The organism is Dactylosporangium cerinum (assembly GCF_042653625.1).
Classification (GTDB): Bacteria; Actinomycetota; Actinomycetes; order Mycobacteriales; family Micromonosporaceae; genus Dactylosporangium; species Dactylosporangium cerinum.
Genome location: NZ_JBHSIU010000018.1, coordinates 181,898 through 200,422 on the forward strand (window position 1 = coordinate 181,898; position 18,525 = coordinate 200,422).

Below are 18,525 nucleotides of genomic sequence, written 5' to 3' on the forward strand. Positions count from 1 at the left end.
CCGGGTGCCGCTGGCCGGTGCCGGCCCGCGCACACCCTGGCGGGAAGCGGAGTTCTGCGTGGTCGTCCGCGCCGACGTGGTCCTGCAAGAAATCGGTCATCGTGCCAAGCCTCCTCGTTCGTGCTGCGGAATGCTGATCAAGCGCTTCATGGCATCACGGCACCTTCATGGGACTCGAATGCCACGAAGTTGACGGGGAGCCGACTCAGAGCCAGCGACGCACGCGGGCGCGGTACTCGGCGTAGGCCGGGCCGAACCGCTGCTCGAGGTAGCGCTCCTCGGGCCGGATGACCAGCCGGTGCACGGCCAGGAGCACGGCCGGCCACAGCACCACCGGCCACCACGAGCCGATCACCAGCGCAACGCCGAGGTAGATGACGGCCAGGCCGGTGTACATCGGGTTGCGGGACAGCCGGTACGCACCCGTCGTGACCAGGCTCGCCACCCGGTGGTGCGGCACGATGGTCGTGCGGTGCCTGATCACGCCGAACACGCCGCCGCTGGTCACCAGCTATCTGCACCTCGCGGGTTTCTCGGTAGGACTGCCGGGAAGGACACCGAAACCGAATTGCCTCTGGTGGGAGGGCGCGGCTATGCGGGTCGTGGTGAACCTCACGCGCTGCCAGGCGTACGCACAGTGCGCCTTCCTCGCCCCCGACGTGTTCCGGATGCGGGGCGCCGAGGCGTTGATGTACGACCCGGAGCCCGATGACGCTCAGCGGGAGCGGGTGCTGCGGGCGGCGGCGGCCTGCCCGGTGCAGGCGATCCTGGTCGACCGCGCCGACGATCGGGAGGCCGCCGTGGAATCCGCGACGACCGGGCCAGCAGTGTCTGCGAGGACGGCCGCATCATCGCGGACGGCCGGGTGGCGGCAAACAGGTGAGCAACCCTCGCCGGACGGGCACGATGCGGCGACCGAGGCTTTCCGCCGCGACGGCCGGATCGTGATCGTGGGTGCGTCGCTGGCTGGCCTTGCCGCCGCGGCGACCCTGCGCGGGGATGGCTTCACCGGCTCCCTGACGATGATCGGGGACGAGCCGTACCAGCCCTACGACCGGCCGCCGCTGTCCAAGCAGGTTCTCGAGGGATGGGTGGCCCCAGACCACACCGGCCTGCCCCGCGTCGACGAACTCGGCGTGCGGTGGCTGCTCGGCACGCCGGCCACCGGGCTGGACCCGGCCGGCAGGCAGGTACACCTCGGCAACGGCGGCATCATCGACTACGACCGACTGTTGATCGCCACCGGCACCCGGGCCCGGCCCTGGTTCAATCGCGATGAGGCAGCCCTTGACGGGGTATTCGTGCTGCGCACCCGGGACGACGCCGCCGGCCTGCGACACCGGCTGGCCGACCGGCCCGGCCGGGTGCTGGTCATCGGTGGCGGGTTCACCGGCTCCGAGGTCGCCTCGGCCTGCCGGGACCGGGACCTGGCGGTCACCCTTGTCGAGCGCGGACCCACACCCCTGGTCGGCGCCCTGGGCGGCATGATCGGCGCGGTGGCCGCCGACATGCAGCGTGAGCACGGCGTCGACCTGCGCTGCGGGGTCACCGTCACGCGCCTGGAGGGTGACACCGCCGGGCGGCTACGCCGCGCCCACCTGTCCGATGGCAGCACGGTGGACGCGGAGGTGGCCGTGGTGGCGTTGGGGGCGGTCCGCAACACCGAATGGCTGCGCGACTGCGGCCTGGCCGTCGGCGATTGGGGCGTGGGTTGCGACGCCGGCTGCCGGGTGTTCGACGTCAACGGGGTGACCACCGACGACGTGTTCGTGGCCGGTGACGTGGCACGTTTCCCGCACCCGCTGTACGACTACCAGTTCCTGGCCCTGGAGCACTGGGGCAACGCCGTCGCCCAGGCCCAGGTCGCCGCCCACAACATGGTCTGCGCCCCGGCCGACCGGTGGCCGCACCAGGCCGTCCCGGTGTTCTGGTCGGCGCAGTTCGGCACCAACATCAAATCCGTCGGGGTGCCGACCCTCGCCGACCAGGTCGTCATCGCCCAGGGCTCGGTTGCACAGCGCAAGTTCGTGGCCGCCTACGGCGACCGCGGCCGGCTCGTCGCCGCAGTCGGGTTCGACCAGGGCAAGTGGCTGGAGTCGTACCAGAGCCTGATCGAGACCGGCGCGCCGTTCCCGCCCGATGTTCACGGGGTTGACGAGCCGACCGACGCCCAGCCGGTCTCGGCGCAGATTCCCGACCACACCACCCGCAACCGCCACGCCACCGTCGCGGTGACCGGCCATGACCCCAGCGAGCGCCGCGCCGAGCTGCTCCACCTCCACTAGCGCGCCGGCCAGCCGCACCGCAGGGCGCCGCAACATCGAGGAAAAGGCAACCGCCATGGCACAGGCCAGCATCTTCGAGCAGATCCTCGACCCGGCCAACCGGGCCAACCCATACCCGCTGTACGCGCTGCTACGTGAGACCCCGGTGGCGCGCCAGCCCGACGGCACCTACTTGGTCAGCACCTACCGCGAGATCGTCGCGTTGTTGCACGACCGCAGGGTCAGCTCCGACCCCCGCAGTCACCCCGAGCTGGCCGGCGCCATCCCCGAGCCTGAGGAGGGAATGCCCGGACCGCCACTGTCCTTCATCAGCCGTGACCCGCCTGAGCATGACCGGCTACGGGAGCTGGCCACCCGGCCGTTCGGTCCGCCCTGCGCCCCCGGCCGTGTCGAGGGCATGCGCCCCTGGCTGACCGAGATTACCAACGACCTGATCGACAACATTGCCGGCAGACACCGTGTCGACCTCGTCGACGACGTCGCCTACCCGCTGCCGGTCACCGCGATCTGCCGGCTGCTCGGCGTCCCCCGCGAAGACCAGCCGCGCTTCCATCACTGGGCCGACGCGATCGTCGAAACCGCCGACCCGACCACGGGCACGTTCGCCGAGCGCCAGCGCAAGCGAGCCCAGGTCAACGCCGAACTCGGCGGGTACCTCGACGGGCTGGCCGACGCCCACGCCCGCCGTCCCGACGACGACCTGATCTCCGGGCTGCTCACCGACACCGGCCCACACGGGCCGATGTCCCGCGCCGACCTGCTCAGCACCGCCGCGCTGCTGCTGGTCGCCGGCCACGAAACCACCGTCAACCTCATCACCAACGGCATGCTCACCCTGCTGCGCCACCCCGACGTGCTCGACCGGCTGCGTCGCGAACCCGACCTGAACACCCCGCTGGTCGAGGAGTTGCTGCGCTACGAACCCCCGGTCCAGTTCCTGTCCAGCCGCAGCACCCTGGCCGACATCGACATCGCCGGCATCACCATCCCGAAAGGCTCCCCGCTCGCGCTGATGCTCGCCGCCGGCAGCCGCGACCCCGCCCGTTTCCCCGACCCGGACCGCTTCGACCCCGACCGCACCGACAACGCCCACCTCGGCTACGGCAGCGGCATCCACTACTGCTACGGCGCCCCCCTCGCCCGGGTCGAGACCCAGGTTGCCCTGTCCACGCTGGCTCGCCGGCTGCAAAACCCCCGGCTGGTGGCCGACCCGCCACCATACCGGCCCAGCCCGAGCCTGCGCGGCCCCCGCCATCTGCAGGTCGACCTCGACACCGTCGCCCCGGTGACCGAGACGGCGGCCCGCGAACGCGTGCTGCGATGACATCCACCTCCCCTGATCAGCAGCTGATTCGCGTCGGCGTCGTCGGCCTGAGCGCGAGCGGCGGATGGGCGGCCACCGCCCATGTGCCGGCACTGGCCGGGCTCGATGGGTACGAGTTGCGGGCCTCAGTGCCAGCAGCGCCGAGTCGGCGCGTGCGGCCGGCGAGCAGTACGCGGTGCCGCTGACCTTCAGCAGTGCAGCGGAGCTGGCCCGCAGTACGGAGGTCGATCTCGTGGTCGTGACGGTGAAGGTTCCGCAGCACCTGGAACTCATCCGACCTGCGCTCGAAGCGGGGAAGACGGTGTTCAGTGAGTGGCCGCTCGGTGCCGACCTCGCGCAGGCCGAGGAGCTGGCCGACCTCGCGCACCGCAGGGGGGTGCTGACGGCCGTCGGCCGGCAGGCCCGGTCGGCTCCGCCGTTGCGGTATCACCCACGTGACGAGCGGGGCGGTCGCGACGAAGAGTGCCGAGGACCAGGTCGCCGTCACCGGTCTGCTCGAGTCGGGGGCCGTGGCCGTGATGCAGTTCCGCGGCGGCACGTCCCGCGCCACCGGGTTCCACTGGGAGATCAACGGCACCCAGGGGGAACTCGTCGTCAAGGCCGACCACAGTCTGTTCGGGGGGTCGCCTGCGGCTGTACGGCGCCCGAGGAGACGACAGCGGCTTGACCGAACTTCCGGTTCCCGTCCGCTACCAGCGGTTGCGGAAGCTTCCCTCGCCTCATGTCGGCCAGACCATCGCGTACCGTTGTTACGCCCTTACGTCGGTTGAGGGCTGGCGGGAAGGGTTGTCGTCCGCGGACCTACGGCCGCCGCTGTTGAGGGCTTGTCCGTGAAGGGTGCGCAAGATGGCTGGGTCCAAGCTGACGATTGAGGACGTCGCGCGTGCGGCTGGTGTGTCGCGTTCGACCGTGTCGCGGGTGATGAACGGCGTGCCCGGTGCGACCGAGTCGGTCCGGCGTCATGTCAAGGAGATCATCGCTGAGCTGGGTTACGTGCCTGACCAGACGGCGCGAGCCCTTGCGTCGCGTCAGCAACCGGCCGTCGATGTCGTGGTGGCTTCGCCCGTGTCTGCGGTGGGATGGATCAGTTCGCACCCGTACTACAGCCGGGTGCTGGCTGGGATCATGACGGTGCTCGACGGCAGGGACGTGCAGCTGCGCATCCATACCGTCACCAATCCGGACGATGTCGAGGCCGTCGACGCGATCGCCCGGCGGGTGTCGGTCGGCGCGGTGCTCGCCGACGGCCCGCCCACCCTCGCATCACGGCTGCACCAGCAATGCAGACGAGTGGTGTCACTGGTCGCGACCTCACGGTCGGTGCCGGCCGTCGAGGCGGACAACGCCGACGGTGCCTACGCCGCTGTGCAGTACCTTCATCAGCTCGGCAGGCGGCGTATCGCCGCTGTCCACGGTCCCGACGACACCTGCGGAATCAGCCGCCGGTCCGGTTACCGGCGGGCCGTCGACGAGTTCGGACTGCCAGATCTGAGCACCGGCGGGGGATTCCGACGCGAGGTCGGCTTCGACGGCGCGCGCGAGCTGCTCGACCTGCACCCGGACATCGATGCGATGTTCGTGGCGTGCGATCTGATGGCCGCCGGCGCCGTCCAGGCGATCACTGCGACCGGCCGGCGCGTCCCGCAGGACGTCAGCGTGGTGGGGTTCGACGACAGCATCGCCGCGGTGTGCGCGAACCCTCCGTTGAGCACGATGCGGATGCCGGTCGAGGACATGGCTTCCACCGCGACGCGGCTGCTGCTGGACGGCCCGGTTCCGGCCGGCTACCGGCAACGCTTCCCGGTCGAACTGATCGTGCGGGAGAGCACGGCCCCGCAACCCTGACGGCTGGCCGCCGGCACTGGTCATGAGAGCGCTCTCGCCCTTACCGTCCCAGCCCGTAAGCAATGTGCCGGGACGCTGTCACGGCACCGACGGTCGTGTGGAAAGGGCACAGCTCATGGCGCTCCCCGAGTCGGCACCTCCTACGGACGTGCCGTTCACCGAGCCTGCGGTGCACAGGTCGGCAGTTCGGCTGATGCTCGCCTCACCGCTCTACCGCGGGACGACCATCGCGATGTTCCTGTCCGGTCTCGGCTTCTCGGCGGCGGCCCCGCAGATCGCACGGTTCTTGGTCAACGACCTCGGCGGCTCGCTGACCGCCGCGGGGTTGTTCTACCTGACCAATCTGACGGCACCAGTGGCCGGCTATCTGGTCGGTGCGCGGTCGGACCGCACCGGCGGACGCCTGGGCCTGTTCCGCATCTGTGCCGTCGCCGGGTTCGCCAGTTGGGCGGCCATCGCGTTCTCGACCCAGCTGTGGATGCCCTTCGTGCTCAGCGCCGTCATCGGCGCGTTCGGCGGCGCCGCGACCTCACAGCTGTTCGCCGCGATCCACGACGAGACGAGCGCGCACCCGAACCCGAACAACGACGGTGTGGTCGCCATCGTGCGGATGGCCCTGACCGCCGGCTGGGTCGTCGGCCCGGTCACCGGTTCCTTCCTGGCCGCCCACACCTCGCTCCGCATCATGCTGCTCGCGACAGCGGTCGCCACGCTGGCCCAGATCATCCCGCTCGGGACGCTCAGAACATCCCCCGCAGCAGCCGTAGCAGACCCGACCTCAGAGCCCGGTACACGCCGCCGTCCCGGCTTGCGGGCGATGTTGCCATTGCTCGCGTTCACGGCACTCTACGTCCTGGTCTATGCCGGCGAATCGATCAAGTACGCGTACCTGCCGATCTACATGAACGACCAGCTCCACTACCCCGCCGCGTTGAGCGGCGCCGTCATCGGCATCCAGCCGCTGGTCGAACTGGTCCTGATGCCCCTCGCGGTGCTCGTGGCCCGCAGGATCGGCATGATGCGCCTGATGGTGCTCGGCGCAGCCTTCGGCGTCGCCGCCAACATCTGCTTCGCCACGACCGGTACGGCCGCCGGACTGTTCACCGGGCAGGTCCTCATGGGCGGCGTGTGGGGCATCTTCGCCGCACTGGGCATCATCGTCGCCCAAGGCCTGCTTCCCACCGCCGTGGCGACCGCGTCAGCCATCTTCCTCAGTTCCACCGCCATCAGCTCCGCCCTCGGAGGCGCCGCCGGAGGCATCGGCGCCGCCGTCATCGGGCTCCCCACGGTGTTCCTCATCCCGGCCGCGGCCGCGCTGCTCGCCGTGACAGGTCTGGCCGTCATGACCCGCTCGACAGAACGCAGTCTGCCGGCCTGAGGGGCGTTGCGTTTGTGGCATCGGCGGACGCGGTTGACCCGTGCCGGTCCACGGTCAGATCGCTTGGGCGAGTTCGGCGAACGCTGCGGCGACGCGCAGCGCTGCGGGGCGTCGACGGCGACCTCGGAGTGGCCGCGGCGAACGTTCTGCCACCCGATAGTCGGTGTACCCGTCGGCGGTCAGCAGCCGGTGTACGGACTGCCAGCCGGACCCGTCGACGAAACCGCCGTGGACCAGCACGACGTTACGGATGCCCGGTGCGCTCATGGAATGCTCCTGTGGGTGCCGGGCGGTGGGCACTTCGCCGCGCCGCTTCGCGCTCCATGCAAGACCCAGCGGCACTGTCGGCCCGGGCAGAACAGCACGCAGAACCGGGACTGCCGTTCGCGGGACGGTTCAGCGCTCGGCGGCCGCCAGGTCACGGCAGCGGCCGGCCGCCTCCGCATCACCGGCGGCGTCGAACACGTCCCCCGCCCGCGCGTACTTCTGGCGGCTCTCGTCGGCGCGGCCCTCGTCGGCCAGGACACCTGCGAGGGCCTGCAGGCAGCGGCCCTGCGAACCGGACGGCGGGAAGTGCTCGAAGAGGCCGACCGCCTCGGCGAACGTGGCGATCGCTTCGGCACGGCGGTCGAGCAGCCCCAGACACAGGCCGGCGGCGGCGAGCGCGTTCGCCCGGGTGAGCGGCGCGATGCTGGGCGTCATCCCCGATCCCTCGTCGCCGGCCAGTTCGGCCATCTCGAGGTATCGCTCCAGTGCCTCGGCGTATCGTCCGGCGCCGCGAAGGCACTCCCCCACCCCTCCGAGGCACTGGGAATACGCGTCGACGTCGCGGTCGGCCTTGAACATGTCCGCGGCCGTGGACAACGACGCGGCGGCCTCGTCGAGCCGGCCGAAACGGATCAGCGCGCGCCCGACGTACATGTGTCCCCAGGCGATCTGCGCCGTCACACCGCCGCGGGTGGCGGCGTCCAGCACCGCGTTCGCGTGGTGCATCGTGACGTCCGGGTCGGCGGGTGGCACCGCGTGATGGACCCGGGCCAGGAAGCTCAGCTGAGCAGCCTGATAGGCCCGGTCACCGAGCGCGGTGGCGGCGTCGGCACCCCGGCCGAAGACCTCCTGCCACGGAGTCCACGGCTTCCACCGGTCAGCGAACCAGCGCATCGCCTCGGCGCAGTCGAGCACGACCTCGTACTGCCCGTGATCCGCCGCATACCGCAGTGCCCCCAGCCAGTTGTCCGCATCCACGTGCAACCAGCGTTCGGCGTCCTGCAGCGAGGACAGGCCCGCGAGGTCGGCGTCGGCCCGGGCCGGACGACCGTGGGCGGGTTCGAACCATCGCCCTGCGGTGGTGGCCATCCGCAGCAGCCACGACGTCGTCCTCGCGGTGGCCGCGTCGCGCTCCGCCGCGGTGTCCTCCTGCTGCAGCCGGTCACGGGCGAACAGCCGGACCAGATCGTGGAAGCGGTACCGCCCCGACGTGCCGTCCTGCAGCAGACCGAGGTCGACGAGCTCGTCGAGGGCATCCCACGCCTCCTCGATCGGGGTACCGCCGAACACCGCGGCGAGCGCGGCGTCGAAGTCCCGGCCCGGCACCAGCGCGAGCCGGCGGAAGACCCGGCGGGCGGATCCGACGAGCTGGTCGTAGGACAAGCCGAACGCCGTCGCGATCTTGAGATCGCCGGCGCTGAGCTGGTCCAGTCGGCGCTTCTCGTTCGTCAGCCGGGCGGCGAGATCCGCGGCGTTCCAGCCCGGCCGGCTGACGAGCCGGTTGCCGACGATCCGCAGCGCGAGCGGCAGACCACCGCACAACTGCGCGAGCTGGGTCAGCGCCGGCTCCCCGTCCGAAGCGGAGCGTTCGCCCAGGATCCCGGTCAACAGGTCGATGGCCTCCGCCACCGGCAGCGGCCCGAGGTTGAGCCGGCGCACGCCCTCCAGGCCGGTCAGCAGCCGCCGGCTGGTGACCACCACCCGGGCCGCGCCGCCGCCCGGCAGCAGTGCCCGGACCTGCTCCTCGGACGCGGCGTTGTCGAGCACCACCAGGACCCGCCTGTCCCGCAGCAGCGACCGGTACAGCGACGCCCGGCCGGCGGTGTCGCCCGGTATCCGCGGGTCGGCGACACCGAGCGCGCGCAGCAGCTGCAGCAGGGCGTCGGCGGTGGCGAGCGGCTGCGGGGACATGCCGTACAGGTCGAGGAAGCACACCCCGTCCGGGAACCTCGGCAGCAGGACGTGGGCGGCGCGGACGGCGAAGGTGGTCTTCCCCAACCCGGCCGGCCCGGTGATGAGCCCCACCCCGGCGACACCCGGGGAACCGCCCTCCTGCACCAGATCGTCCAGCCAGGCGAGCTCCGCGGCGCGGCCGGTGAAATCGCCGACGGATCGGGGCAGTTCGCACAGCCCCGTCGGGCGCGTCCAGTGATCCCGCAGACGGCCGTCCCGGGCCAGATGGAGCAGCTGCTCACGGTCGGCCTCCCCGAGGGTGAGCGCGTCGGCGAGCGCCGTCACCGTCCGGTGCTGAGGTCCCCGGCTGCGCCCACGCTCCATGTCCGACAGCGTCCGCGTGCTGACCCCGGATGCTTCCGCGAGCTGCTCCAGCGTCAGGCGCGCCGCGTGCCGATGGCGACGCAACAATTCCCCGAAGCTCTGCTGTTCCGTGATTCGAGACACCTACTCACCAAACACACCGCTCGACCGATCTGATCCCGAGAGCGTACGCCGGTGCCGCCATCCCGCGGTCCGCGGTCTGTCGGCACGCGAGGCACTGAAAACGGGGTTTGACCAGGCAATCCGCGCACGCCAGGGGGTACGACACAAACAGCCAAGCCGCGTCCGGTGACCGCTTTCCGGGACCAGGCCGATGCCCGGACTGGGTGGCTCATCAAGATCGAGAGCATCTGGTCCGTTGGGCCGTGGCGACATGCGATCACCGGCGGATCATGACCCTCATCGCGGCCCGCCCACCTTATGCCTCTGTCTCGAGCAGCGGCCCGGTACCCGCTCGAACGAGACCCTCGCCTTCCGCCAGAGCTTCTTGCATTTGCTCGACGAGTCGGCGCAGGTTCGCGTCGAGGTCGACCTGGTCTCTCGTCTCCGCCACGATCTCTTCACGCACGTCGTCGACGAACGGCTGCCAGGTGTCACGGGCGCGCTGCGTGCATTCAGTGACGACCTGTTGTCGCTGCCCGGCCGCAGCCTTGTCCTGGTTCAGGCGCGCGCGATCCGCTCGCTGCCCGTCAACGATTTTCGCCAGGTAGACGGCAAGGGGAAGCACGGCTTCGGCGGTGCCGATGTGCCGTCCCAGGTTTCCAGCCGCCTTCGCCGAACGGGCCTTCTTGCCGGCGGTCGGCTCGGCTGCGTTGGCCGCGGCCTTCAACAGACCGATCACCATGGTCCCGACCGTCTCGACATGTTCTGCGGCACCGCCGGGCCCTGCCGGGGTCGTGGACGTGTCCTGCCCGGATCCGAGTGTCGCGACCAGCGAAGCAAAGCCGGCCCAGGAGGGTCGGGCGCGCTCTCGCTCCTTGGTCTTGCGGATCGACTGCCGCAACCGCTGGAGGCGGACCTCGTGTTTGGTAAACCACTCGTCGAGCGTGCGCTGAATCTCGGCCTGAAGTTCATCGGTGCCGGAACTCGGCTCCCACGACCGCCGCATCACCTCCTCGACGAGACCGTCGAGGCTGGCCTGGGCGGCCCGATCGAGAGTGTCGAGTTCGCTCTCCCATACGTCGCGGCGAGCGACGCCACTGGCAGCTACTTCGGCACGTGCCGTGTAGTCCGCCAGTTGCCTGCGCAGTTCGGTCACGGTCTCGTCCAGGACCGCTGCCCAGTACCGTTGCCCGGCCGCATGTCGCCATCCGGGCAGTGCCGAAAGGGACACCGCCTCGAAAGCATCCGCGAAATCCCTCATGCCGTCCCAGCCCCGGAAGTCATCCCAGGTCTCCCTGCTGAGATCGGTGTCCGGCCCGGCCGTCTGGAACGGGTCCTGCGAGACGACGAAAACCGGTGTCCGGTCGTCCAGTTCGAACAGTTCCCGCAACTCGCGAACCTTGCGATCACCCAGTTCCCGGTACTCCGCGAGGTCGTACTCCGGGTCCACACCCGCCTCGTCGAACCGCGAGATGACGAACCACATCGTCCCCGCCGTCCATCCCCGCGTGAACAGCTTCTTGAGCACGTCACGTTCGGCGGTCGCCAACTGCGGGGTCAGCACCGCGATGCCGACGTCCGTGAGTCCGACCGCCGCCATCGCTCGGCGCGAATTGTTCTGTGCACGAATGTCGGACGCACCGACCGCGAATCCGGGAGTGTCGCGGACGATGCACCCACCGACCTCGATGTCGTTGACCTCGAAGGTTTCGTGGCGTGCGCTGATCGTGAGCCAGCCGGGAACGTCGCCGCCCGAATCAACGAGCAACCGGCGGAGCAGGGAACTCTTGCCGGTGTCGTAGGACCCGAAGAGGGTCACGACCGGCCTGTCCAGCTTCGCGAACGCGTCCCAGTCCTCGACGTACCGCCCAGCCAGCGAACCGCCCGGGAGTCGCCCCAGCCAGTCTCGCACTGCATCGATGTCAACAACTGTCATTCGTTCCTCCCCGACGTGCCGATCAATTCGTCCGCGGTCGCGATCAGAGCCCCGGCCACCTCGGCCTGCTCTTTCGCCGAGTCCATCCGTTCCCTGATCGACGATTCGAGGTCGAGGTGCTCGTCGAGCAATGTCTCGAGCTCCTTGGTCCGCTGTTCGAGGTATTCGACGGGACCTTCGCCCTGCTCACCGCGCACGATCTGTTCGACGATCCTGGTAGCCGCTTCGTCGATCTCCCGTGACGCCGACTCCTGCTGGTCCTTGTGTTTCACGGCCTTGTGGATGTCATTGGCCATCGTCGCGGCATCCACGGCGGTAGCGACGGCCCCGAGGACGAACCCGGCCTTGGCGACCTTGGCGCCGCCCTTCACCGCACCCCACGGCTTGAACTTGTGGCCGAACTGCTTGCCGATCGCGTAGACCGCGTCCCGATTTCCCAGGGCTTTCGCAAGCGACGCTGCGGCTCCTGCGACGTTGCCGGCGTTCTCGGCCAGATCCTCGTGCCAGGCGCTTCCCCGGGCCTTGAACTCTGCCGCGAGCTCGGGTGCCACCTGGAACTCAGCAGCGCTCATCTCCCGTCCGATTGCTGAGATGTGGTCACTGTGCCACTCGTCCAGTTTGCGTGCCGCGTCGGCAAGGTACCGTTCGAGATCAGCTTCGAACTGCGGAGTCTTCCACCAGGACTCGACAAGGTCTTTCAGCTTCTGGCCGGCCTTCCGATCGAGTCTCGCGACTGCGGATTTCGTCGCCGCCGAGTGGCGGTCCACCATACGGCGGGCGTCCTCTCGCAGTGAACCTTCGAGGACCACGGCGTCCTTCATTGCAGACCGGAGGGCAGCGATCACCGGTTCCGAGCGACGCAGGTCTTTCGTACCGTCGGCCCGCACCTGTTGAAGCGTGTGCTGGTGACGCTTGAGGCCGGTGACCGCCGCATCGAAGGCGGCCGACGACGCCGCAGCGGACAGCTGCTCGTCGGAGAGCGCCGACATGGCGTTCGTCAATGCGGCCACGCCGTCCCACATCCGATTCTCGTCGAAATCACCGGGTTCTGCAGTTGCATCGCCTCCCACCAGGCCGAACGGATCGCCAGACAAGCCGTGAACTCTGTCGATCTCGACGTCGATGGAACGAGTTGCGAGGGCTGCCCGCAGTTCCTCGCGTTTGCGGTTCTGCAGGTTGAGAAATGCTTCGGGTGCGGTCAGCGGATCCACGCCCAGCTCGTCGCATCGATTGACGAGGAACACCATCCGCCCGCCTTTTGCGGCAACCATCTCCGAGCCGCGCGAAAGCTCTTCCAGTATCGAGGTGTCGCCGACCAGCAGATTGATGTGGACGACGACGAACACGAGGGCCGCCTCGGCGATCGCCTCGAGCGCGGCGGTGTCGTGCTCGTCGTGTCCACTCTGCAAGCCCGGCGTGTCTACGAGATCGAACCGGGGCAACTGGTGGCGGTTCGCGGCTGCGGTCGCGGGCGACGCCCGGATGTCGAACGCCGCGTGCGGTTGCCGGCCGCTGTCCACCACGATCCGGCGGATCAACGACGTCTTTCCGGAGTTGTAGTCACCGAGAACGGCAAGAGCTGGTCGTGCCCCGTCGACGCGCCAGAAGGTTCGCGCGATGTCGAACAGCGCCGGGTCGTGTCGGGCCGCGTCCTCGAGGTCGTCTCGCCACGTGTGGATGTCTGCCGTCGACGGTGCGCTCCATGCCGCACCTATTGCCCGCGTCAGCCGGCTGTGGTCCTCCTCCCGGCGACGCGAGTACGCCTCGTGGACGGCAGGGTCGATCTGCGCCGGCGGGTGGTCGACGCCGGACTCGAGCCAGTCCTCGCCCAGCAATACCCGGGTCACCTCGGCCGGCGATGCCCCCATCCGACGCTGCGCCCGCAGCAGGACGTCGGTCACAGCGGGTGCGGGCCTGATCGAACCGGCGTTGGTCTGCAGGCTGTGGATCAACCGCGCGATCCGGCTGCGCGCCATGCGAAGCTCGATCGCGGCGCGGAGCGACTCGCCGACCGCAGGAGCCAACAGCGTCCACGCCGCTTTCCGGCTGTCGCAGACGAGGGCATCCTCGTAGCCGGCGAACGTCTGATCCACAGCGCGATGGCAGTCGACGATCGCCTGAGCCTTCGCCTCTCGTGCTTCCTCCGACGCTTTCTCGCTCATCTTCTTGCCGAGATGCTGCTGGACCTGTCCTACGATCCCGACGCCCACGGCAGCTGCGCCGATCACCCAACCTACGGGGTTCGAGAGGAGAGCGGCCACCGCAGGCACCGCGAGGGCGCCCGCACCGACCGCGATGCCCGTCCCCCTGACGACACCACCCGTCGCGCCGCCGCCCTCGTCGCCGCGGATCATCGCGGTGTGCGACACCGCCGGCCCGCTGGCGATGGACTGATGCTCCACCACGACCTCAAGCTCACGCTGCAGGAACGCCCGGCGATCCGCCCAAACGGCTTCCGCCGCAGCGGAAATGGCACCTTGATCGAACACAACCTCCGTGAACTTCGACTCGTCGATCGCCATGCGCTCGTCGAATGCCCTCCGGATCAGGTCATCCGTGTCGGCCTTCGCCTGTCGGTGACATCCCGCGAGGTGCGAGGCAGCGAGGTGCCGGACGAAGCGGTCCAACGACCCTTTGACCGGCGACGTGTACGGGCGGCCCCGCGCCTGCTCGGACACGTCAACCAGATCCCCGCTGAGAGCCGCATCGTGCAGCCACACGGCACGTTCGGCGTCTTCCGGATAGCCCAGCACGGCAAACAGCGACTCGACCTCGCGTTCGCGGGATTCCGCTTCCTGCTCGATCTCGACCGCCAGGTCTTCGAGTTCGCCGACCCCTCGGCGGCACCGTGATCGGATGTCCTCGCGCAGCGCGGCCAACCGGAGATCGGCGCCGCCCTCCGCGATCGAGGCGACGACCAGGCGCTCCAGCGTCCCGAAGTTCGACCAGCGATCGAGGTAGTCCTTCCCGAACTCCTCCCGTTCGTGGTGGAAGTCCTTCTGGGCTGGGCCGTGGAAGGGGGTCGTGGCGCGTGCGAACAAGGCCCGTCGGCTGTGGATCGCGACGACCGGCGTGTCGGGCAACCCGATCTGTACGAGCTGGGTCCGAATGTTGTCGGTGTGCTGGCGAACCGATTCGGACAGATTCCTGCGGCGAGCCTCGGGAACTTTCGCGGGGTGGCGCCAGCGCGGGTTGCGGACGTTGAGGACAGCCACCACCGGCTTTCCGTGGTCGCGGATCCAGGCGGCGATCTTCTCGAACTCCATCTCCTGCTGAGACTGGTTGTCAAAGCACAGAAGCACGATGTCGGCGATCTCGACTGCCTCGCGGGCCTTGGCCTCGAGATGGTCGCGGCTCTCGGTCCGTCCCCAGCCGTTGATCCCGGGTGTGTCGATCAGCCGGCAATCCCGCCACTCGATTGGACGCACCTCAGTGGTCCAATCGCTGACGCCCGGTGAGACATACTCCCCGTCGAGCCGGCCGAACACCGACAGCAGGGTGCTCTTTCCGACGCCGGTGCGCCCGAAGAACGCGATGTTGAACGACCCGAGCGACCCACGCTCACGATCGAGGTGACGTCGCAGTTCCCCCGGAAACCCACGGGTGAAGTCGTCCAGCCGGGTGATCAAGCCAGACGAGGACGGCGCAACGCTCTGCCGTTGCGCAAATGCCCTGACCAGGTCGTCCGTAAGGTCATCCAGGCGCCTCAGTTCCGCGTGTCCCTGCTCGACGGCCGATCGAACGGCCTCCTCAAGCGACACCACCTCTGTCGTCAACTCGCCATCACTTTCCGCTGACAGACCGGTCACGGCGCGAACGCAGCGCCAACTCCCCGGCGAAACACTTGCCGAGATCCCCCCGGCCACCGGCCGGCCGCACCACCTCAGACGACGCGGTCACCTCAGCCACCATCGCAGCGGTCAAATCCGAAACGATCCCGCTCGCCGACGCCACATCCGCCGTCGACCGCGCCTCGCCAACGAATCGTTGAACCCCAGGCACCGTCACCGTCACAAGGTCACGCTCTGCGGTCAACCCGCCTGGACCGGTCACAATGATCGTTCTTACTTGACGGCCAAGCCCTCGACAAGACTCCGGAAGGCCATGAACCGACCCCGGACGCCAGCGGCGCCTCCACCGATCCGGCAACCACCTGTCAGCACCAGTACGCGCGCCACGCCTGCAGGCCGCGCAGGGATGGCAAGCGAGTATCCAGGCGCCGGTCAAGCGCGTCGAGCCACCGCTGCCGTCCTGGCACCGTCACACGCCGGCGTCCGGCCTGATCTCCTGAACCACGGCCGAGGCCATCCGGATCGACCCGACACCGGTCGGATGGAACGGGTTCGAACCGTCCAGTCCCTGGATGTCGGCGCCGAGACGGTCGCTGTCAGGCGAACACAACGGGGCCAGCCGCGCGGTGGCGGTACTGAACTTGTACTTGTGCGCACCGCTGAGCAGCACGTCGTTGAGCGCCGCGTTCCGGTTGGACAGCAACGTGATGCTCGACTGGTCGAGCCCGTTCGCGTTGGCCGGCCCTCTGGCGTCGGCACAGTTCGCGTCGGGGTTGAACACGTCGTACGACGTCATGACGATGATCTGCGGCCGGTCCGGCAGGTTGTCGAGTGTCTGCAGCAGCTCGCCGTAGTCCCGGTCGAACGCGGCCAGCCGGTAGTCGAACTCCCCCTGGGTGAGGTTGTCGTGGCAGTCGGCGACGGCGTAGCAGTACGTGAGGAAGTCACCCCAGGCAAGGTCGTTCGGGCCGATCACAACCACGACGTATTTCAGCCCCCGCATCTGCTGCAGCAGCCCGACCTGACTGGGGAGCGTCCGTCCGCCCCGCATCTGCGGACCGAGCAGGCCACCCGGAATGGACGCGCCGGAGCAGGCCAGGTTGCGCACGCGCGCACCCTGCATCCTGCCGATCTCGTCGGCGAGGGAGTCCGAGCTGCGCCCGCAGGCGGTGTCGTCCGCGGTGGCGTTGGCGACCGGGGCGCCCCCGACCCGCGCTGCACGCGAGTCGCCGATGACCGCACCGGTGTAGCCGGTGACCTTCGGACCCACCGGCATAGGCGCGAGGTGCCGGGCACCAACGAGGTCGGCGAGCGACCGGACGCCGTGCAGACCCTGCACCGTGCCTGTGTAGGCCAACGTCCCGGCGCCGGCCCAGGCCAGCATCGTCACCGTGACGGCGACGGCCGTCATCCGCAGGCTCTGCGCCGCGCCACGGTGCCACAACTGCGACGCGGACAGCTGTCGACACGATGCCCGGCTCTGCCGCCGGAGGGTGGCCAGCACGCGGATGTGGCCAGTGACCGCGGTCGCGGCGAGGGTGAAGGCGAGCAGGCCGAGCGTCGCCCAGCCGTACCAGCGCAGAAACCCTTTACCGACTGCGGACATCGCGGCGGCACGCACGTGTGGGCCTGTCGCGGGGTCGACCGCGGCCGCGGCCGCTGCGTTGCGCTGGATCGGGCCCAGCGTCAACTGGGGGCGCAAGGGTCCGAAGACCTGCAGCGGCGCGATGTCGATCCGGGTGTTGCCGATCTGCACCAACTGGGCCGGTCCGGACAGCGAGAAGCCGGGCGGGCGCGCACCCACCGACAGCTCCTGGCCGGCGATCGCCAGCTCCTGGTGCGGCGTCAGCCCAACCGTCGTTGGAATGCCGACCAGCAGGCAGAATGCCATCAGGAGCACCGTTGGCAGGGAGCGGGCCTCCCGCAGCACGGCGCCGAGTCGACGCCGTCGGGAACCGTTGTCGAACGTCACGACGTTTCAGCACTTCCGTTCAAGGGATACCGGAGCAACCCGGCGGGGACCGCCGGCTCGGCGCGTACCTCCCGCAGGTGGCGGCAACAGTACCCGGAGCAGCGGCTACACCGCCGTTGTCGTGAGCAGCGCAGTGCTGGTCGCCGGCCGGTGTGATGCGTGCACCGGAGGGTACGGCTGGGATTCGGCTGGATGTAGTGGCACGGCCCTGAAACGGAGGGAGCAAGGCAGTTCTGGGTCAAGTACCACTTCAAGACCGAGCAGGGCATCCAGAACATGACCGACGCCGAGGCCAGGGCCATGAAAGCCGAGGACCTCGACTTCCACCGGCGCGACCTGTGGGAGGCGATCGGCCGCCAGGACTACCCGGCGTGGCGCCTCGAGATGCAGATCATGCCGTACGAGGACGCGGCCGACTACCGGTTCAATCCCTTCGACATCACGAAGGTCTGGCCACACAAGGACTATCCGACGATCCCGATCGGCCGGATGGTGCTCAACCGCAACCCGGAGAACTTCTTCGCCCAGGTCGTCCAGGCAGGGTTCGAGGTGTCGAACATGGTCCCGGGCATCGGCCCCAGCCCTGACCGGATGGTGCTGGGGCGGATGTTCGCGTACGGCGACTCGCAGCGCTACCGCACCGGCCCGAACTACGCCCAGCTGCCGGTCAACCAGCCGCTGGGCGACGTGCACAACTACAACATCGCCTGGCACCTGAACCAGGGGGTGGAGCGCTTCATCCAGGAACGTGCCATCAACGACTACTGGGCCAGGGTCGACCCCGACCTCGGCGCCCGCGTCGCCCGCGAAATAGGTCTGACGGCCGCATCGCGGTAGCGGACGAACCGGCGCTTACGGTTGGGCTGCCGTGCGGCAGTGGACCCCGTTGAGCAGGAAGCTGTCGGGGATGCCGGCGGCGCCCGGGCCGTCAATGGTGGTCCCGACGTCGTGCACCGACGCGCCGGATGCGAGGTCCGGGTGGCCGGGCAGGGCCGTCACGTTCACCCGTTGCCCTGCTGCTGGCAGACACCGTTCCAGCCGTCCCGCACCTGGAGACCGTCCGGGAGGTCGAACTGCAGCGCCCATCACCTGACGTCGGTGCTGCTGGTGTTGACGATCGACAGGGGCACGGACGCGCCACGGTCCCAGGTGCCCTTCACCTGGTACGTGACGCTGCACGTCGACGCCACCGACGGGTCGGACGGGGAAGCGTCGGCCGCCGAGGCGGTCGGTCGAGCGGCCGGGTCCGACCTGCCGGGCCGCCAGGACCCTTCGGAAACCGCGGGACCTGCCTGGCCGGCAACAGCGGCGGCCACGAGGCCCGCGATGACGCCACCCGCGACACCAA

At 69.4% G+C, this 18,525-nt stretch carries 13 protein-coding genes and 3 pseudogenes; 8 read left to right on the forward strand and 8 right to left on the reverse strand.

The window, feature by feature from the left end:
• Positions 1-205: 205 nt before the first annotated feature.
• Complete coding sequence (locus ACFPIJ_RS16360) at positions 206-508, reverse strand: methyltransferase family protein (protein ID WP_380115832.1); 303 nt, start codon at positions 506-508, stop codon at positions 206-208.
• A gap of 85 nt (positions 509-593) precedes the next feature.
• Between ACFPIJ_RS16360 and ACFPIJ_RS16365 the strand changes: the two genes are divergently transcribed.
• From ACFPIJ_RS16365 to ACFPIJ_RS16395, 7 genes and pseudogenes are all read left to right on the forward strand, one after another.
• A complete protein-coding gene (locus ACFPIJ_RS16365; protein ID WP_380115833.1) occupies positions 594-2,285 on the forward strand; it encodes an FAD-dependent oxidoreductase in 1,692 nt (563 codons plus the stop codon).
• A gap of 55 nt (positions 2,286-2,340) precedes the next feature.
• A complete protein-coding gene (locus ACFPIJ_RS16370; protein WP_380115834.1) occupies positions 2,341-3,609 on the forward strand; it encodes a cytochrome P450 in 1,269 nt (422 codons plus the stop codon).
• A 64-nt stretch (positions 3,610-3,673) separates the two neighbouring features.
• Positions 3,674-3,943, forward strand: a pseudogene (locus ACFPIJ_RS16375) (Gfo/Idh/MocA family oxidoreductase); the annotation flags it as partial.
• A 100-nt stretch (positions 3,944-4,043) separates the two neighbouring features.
• The gene (locus ACFPIJ_RS16380) at positions 4,044-4,379 is read left to right on the forward strand and encodes a hypothetical protein (protein ID WP_380115835.1); all 336 of its coding nucleotides are present in this window, start codon (positions 4,044-4,046) and stop codon (positions 4,377-4,379) included.
• A gap of 76 nt (positions 4,380-4,455) precedes the next feature.
• Positions 4,456-4,599 (forward strand): annotated as a pseudogene (locus ACFPIJ_RS16385) (LacI family DNA-binding transcriptional regulator); the annotation flags it as partial.
• Positions 4,600-4,683: 84 nt separating this feature from the next.
• Entirely contained in the window at positions 4,684-5,454 is a 771-nt protein-coding gene (locus ACFPIJ_RS16390) for a LacI family DNA-binding transcriptional regulator (protein ID WP_380116192.1), read from the forward strand.
• Between the two features lie 193 nt (positions 5,455-5,647).
• Positions 5,648-6,832 carry an MFS transporter gene (locus ACFPIJ_RS16395; RefSeq protein ID WP_380115837.1) on the forward strand — a complete coding sequence of 395 codons (1,185 nt, stop codon included), beginning with the start codon at positions 5,648-5,650 and terminating at the stop codon, positions 6,830-6,832.
• A 54-nt stretch (positions 6,833-6,886) separates the two neighbouring features.
• Here the strand turns inward: ACFPIJ_RS16395 and ACFPIJ_RS16400 are convergent, their stop codons facing one another.
• The 5 genes from ACFPIJ_RS16400 to ACFPIJ_RS16420 form a co-directional block, all read right to left on the reverse strand.
• A complete protein-coding gene (locus ACFPIJ_RS16400) occupies positions 6,887-7,099 on the reverse strand; it encodes a hypothetical protein (protein ID WP_380115838.1) in 213 nt (70 codons plus the stop codon).
• A gap of 129 nt (positions 7,100-7,228) precedes the next feature.
• Positions 7,229-9,499 carry an ATP-binding protein gene (locus ACFPIJ_RS16405; protein WP_380115840.1) on the reverse strand — a complete coding sequence of 757 codons (2,271 nt, stop codon included), beginning with the start codon at positions 9,497-9,499 and terminating at the stop codon, positions 7,229-7,231.
• Between the two features lie 295 nt (positions 9,500-9,794).
• Complete coding sequence (locus tag ACFPIJ_RS16410; protein ID WP_380115841.1) at positions 9,795-11,414, reverse strand: hypothetical protein; 1,620 nt, start codon at positions 11,412-11,414, stop codon at positions 9,795-9,797.
• The gene (locus ACFPIJ_RS16415) at positions 11,411-15,223 is read right to left on the reverse strand and encodes a GTPase (protein WP_380115842.1); all 3,813 of its coding nucleotides are present in this window, start codon (positions 15,221-15,223) and stop codon (positions 11,411-11,413) included. The genes ACFPIJ_RS16410 and ACFPIJ_RS16415 overlap by 4 nt, the downstream gene beginning before the upstream one ends.
• A gap of 451 nt (positions 15,224-15,674) precedes the next feature.
• Entirely contained in the window at positions 15,675-17,096 is a 1,422-nt protein-coding gene (locus ACFPIJ_RS16420) for a GDSL-type esterase/lipase family protein (protein WP_380115843.1), read from the reverse strand.
• Between the two features lie 318 nt (positions 17,097-17,414).
• On the opposite strand from ACFPIJ_RS16420, the pseudogene ACFPIJ_RS16425 reads away from it, so the two are divergent.
• A pseudogene (locus ACFPIJ_RS16425) lies at positions 17,415-18,014 on the forward strand (catalase); the annotation flags it as partial.
• Between the two features lie 15 nt (positions 18,015-18,029).
• On the opposite strand, the gene ACFPIJ_RS16430 reads toward ACFPIJ_RS16425, so the two are convergent.
• Both ACFPIJ_RS16430 and ACFPIJ_RS16435 read right to left on the reverse strand, forming a co-directional pair.
• Positions 18,030-18,182 (reverse strand): hypothetical protein, encoded by a 153-nt coding sequence (locus tag ACFPIJ_RS16430; protein ID WP_380115844.1) that lies wholly within the window; start codon positions 18,180-18,182, stop codon positions 18,030-18,032.
• Between the two features lie 80 nt (positions 18,183-18,262).
• On the reverse strand, positions 18,263-18,493 hold the full coding sequence (locus ACFPIJ_RS16435) for a hypothetical protein (protein ID WP_380115845.1): 231 nt from the start codon (positions 18,491-18,493) through the stop codon (positions 18,263-18,265).
• Positions 18,494-18,525 lie beyond the last annotated feature (32 nt).